Source organism: Variovorax sp. P4_D9 (genome assembly GCF_056401695.1).
Map to the genome: position 1 here is coordinate 1 of NZ_JBFUIU010000970.1, position 3,061 is coordinate 3,061.

General features: G+C 60.1%; 5 protein-coding genes. All 5 read right to left on the bottom strand.

The annotated features are described in order from the left end of the window. Nucleotides 1-190: 190 nt before the first annotated feature. Nucleotides 191-841 carry a hypothetical protein gene (locus AC1DY5_RS49240; protein WP_478121603.1) on the bottom strand — a complete coding sequence of 217 codons (651 nt, stop codon included), beginning with the start codon at nucleotides 839-841 and terminating at the stop codon, nucleotides 191-193. A 71-nt stretch (nucleotides 842-912) separates the two neighbouring features. Next, entirely contained in the window at nucleotides 913-1,341 is a 429-nt protein-coding gene (locus AC1DY5_RS49245; protein WP_478121604.1) for a GFA family protein, read from the bottom strand. 309 nt (nucleotides 1,342-1,650) lie between these two features. Next, nucleotides 1,651-1,875 (bottom strand): dodecin family protein, encoded by a 225-nt coding sequence (locus AC1DY5_RS49250; protein ID WP_478121605.1) that lies wholly within the window; start codon nucleotides 1,873-1,875, stop codon nucleotides 1,651-1,653. Nucleotides 1,876-2,195: 320 nt separating this feature from the next. Further along, nucleotides 2,196-2,507 (bottom strand): hypothetical protein, encoded by a 312-nt coding sequence (locus AC1DY5_RS49255; protein WP_478121606.1) that lies wholly within the window; start codon nucleotides 2,505-2,507, stop codon nucleotides 2,196-2,198. 255 nt (nucleotides 2,508-2,762) lie between these two features. Continuing rightward, nucleotides 2,763-3,061 (bottom strand): transposase (locus AC1DY5_RS49260; protein WP_478121607.1); only part of this gene is annotated, 299 nt, incomplete at its 5' end.

Below are 3,061 nucleotides of genomic sequence, written 5' to 3' on the forward strand. Positions count from 1 at the left end.
GCCAACAACAGCACGATCCTGGCTCGCTGCTGCACGCGGGCCTCAACGCGGCCGCGCCGGGCGAGCGCAGTCAACTCCCGTTCGGCAACAGCATCCAGTTCGATCTTCCGGGCAACGCGCATGGCTCAAACCTCCGCAAAGCTTGGTACGCGCAGTATACTTTAAGTTCTATTATTTCGAGCGCACTACACTAGGCACGGGATTGATTCCAGACGAGGTTCCATAGGAACCACGTGATTGCTGCGTAGAGAAGGCACATTCCGAAACCAAGCGACAAGCACAGCAGGTTCAGGCCCGTTACGGCGCCAAGTACGACGGCGGATAACAAATAGACCACCATAGTCGGGATGACAGCAGTGAGAACCGTGGTCAGGCTTCTGGTGCGTACCAAGGCAAGATCGACCGCCGATGTACCTGAGCCCCACAACGTAGCCTCCCAGGACACGACATTCTCGAAGTCTGAGTAATGTGCGCCGATGAAGCGTGAGATAGATCTTGCATGCAGGCTGAACTCCATGATCTTGGCATCAAGCAATGCAGATAACACGGGTATCGCCAGGGCGGCCGCTGGGAGGACTAGGCTTTGCCCGAGCTGCGGCAGCTTCTCCTGGGTGGTGACAAGGAATGCGATAACAGCGCCGACGAGCACAAACTTCTGGAGCCAAATCGCTTGAAGTTTGTCGAAGTAGCTCGACGATTCGGCTTTCAAGAGCTTGTACAACTCAAGGTCGAACTGTTCGCTCCGAGCGGTAGCGGGCCCCGTAGTTGACATAGTCGACTCTTGAACGGTGATGGTTGCGGTAAGTCCAATGGATTCGATGAGAGCCGTGGGTAATGCCATGAACTCGCCCCGGCAAGGCCCACCGAAAGCGGTCAGTGGTGAACGTCTCCTGTTGGCCGCACGCGGTCTTTTCAACGGCTCGGCGGTGGGTCGACYGGCACGAAACCTGACCGGCCACCAAACTGCATCAACCCATCCGAAATCACGCACCACGGGGCCTTGTCGTCCACAAAATAGTGGCCCGTCGGAACCAGTTCGAATGGTCCAGTGACGGCGCCCGCGGGCACGCCGACAGTGTCTGCGTAGCGTGCGTCCGTGGTGTACAAGTGCGAGCCGCAGACCTYGCAGAAGTGGCGCACCGTGTTCGTCGTCGGACTGAATGTACTAATGGCCTCCGCCCCTGCCCGCGGCACGGCCGGTGCGGGCATGCTGACCCACGTCGCAAATGTCGCTCCCGACTGGCGTCGACATTGTCCGCAGTGACAATGAATGGTCCCGCGGGGAGGAAGGTCGAAACCAACCTCCACGGCGCCGCAATAGCATTGGGCGATTGTTGCCATGAGCGTCTCCTGAATTCCTTAAAAGCTGCGAGGTGCTTAAGACATTTGACAGCACCGACCGGCCGGTCATTCTGGCCTCAACTGACGCGCGGACTGAGCACACTACGTTGATGCAGGAGCTGCTGAATGACCAGGTGTCAATCTGCTGTCGTACGGCTCCTTCCGGCGAAATGAGCGGCCGTAGCGAAAGTCCGCAGTTGGCCGTAGGCTGCCCGCCCGGAGGGCACAGGCGGCTCAACGAGCCGCCGGCAGGGCCGATTCTGTTGAAAAACTCGTGATGCGAACCAAGCCGCGCGGCGGCGGCAGCGATCACTCTTCGTATTTGAATGACAGCGAAACCTTCGCACGAAAGGCGACGACTTTGCCCTCTTCGATCTTCATGTCGAGCTTGCAAACTTCGGCGACACGCAGATCGCGCAGCGATTTGGCTGCGGTCTCCACCGCGCTCTTCGCGGCGGCCTCCCAGGAATCCGGACTTGTCCCGATGATCTCCGTKACGCRGTAAACACCGGACTCAGTCTTCCTCTTGGCCATGTCTGTCTCCTGAGGGTTTGGAGGCGCAGGATCCGTTCCCATGCCCGAGAAGGCATCATAGGCGCGTCGCCTCTCAGCGCGAATCAAATTCCGAGGTCACGAACGTCGCGCGGCCTTGCGCGCCGGCAAGGCCATCCCGTCGCGGTTCACGCACTCTCGGAAGGCGAGACGCCAGGCATCGCTGGCTTGTGGGCGCCGTGGCGTAACGCGATCGGCAAATGGGAACTCAGCTTCGCCATGCTCACCGTCAACGCCCCCAACCATCCGCAGCTGGCGCCGACCAGCCTAGGTCCGCTGTTGGCAGCATTCTGCCCGTCGTGCTACTCGTCCGTTTGCTGGGCTTCGGCCTGCCGGCTCCATGGAGCTCCGTGATGCTCGCGCCATGCCATCCAGCCTGGTTGAACGTCGGCAAGTTGGAGCAGGGTCGGGTCCCGGTCAACGACGCTTGCCAACGAGACCATCATCTCTTCTGCGGCGTCGAAGGCGTCGCCGGTGAGAAACTGCCAAGCGCCATCTTCCGCATCCCTTGTGGCCATGAGGATGGGCTTCAAGCCGTCGGCAATGGACCGGACCGTGAGGCAAGCTACGTTGGGCGGGCTGTCGAATGGCCAATCACGCGGTGCGGAGTTCATCTCTGGGTCCTGGGGCTGATGCGGTTTTGGCCGATTTCTGTCTCAGTTGAGCATCGTCCCATGGAACTGCACACAAAGTCGCGTAAGCGCCTTTGATTCGTCGCACCTTGCTTCTTTGCCATCCACTGGCGTCCATACTGGCTCGGACGGTTCGCAATCATGCGACTGCCTCCAAGGAGAGAGAGACATGAAGCTAAAGCTTGCGGCGCTAGCCGCCACTATGACGCTAGTGTAGTGCGCCACTCAGATATGTACTTATCTTGTACGCCTTGCCAGTGCGGCCTTGGCTCGCGTGACCTTGGCCAGGATGTCGGTCGCTCTGGCGGTCCAGATGAAGGGTTTGGGGTTGGCGTTGTGGTGGGCCACGTACAGATCGATCGCCAATTCCAGTTCGGGCACGCTGGTGAAGCTGTCGCGCCGGATGCGGTTCTCCGAGATGTCGCGGAAGAAGCGCTCGACCATGTTGAGCCACGAGGCGCTGGTGGGCGTGAAGTGCATGACGAACCGCGGGTGCTTGGCGAGCCAGGCTTGAACCTCCGGGTGGGTGTGGGTGC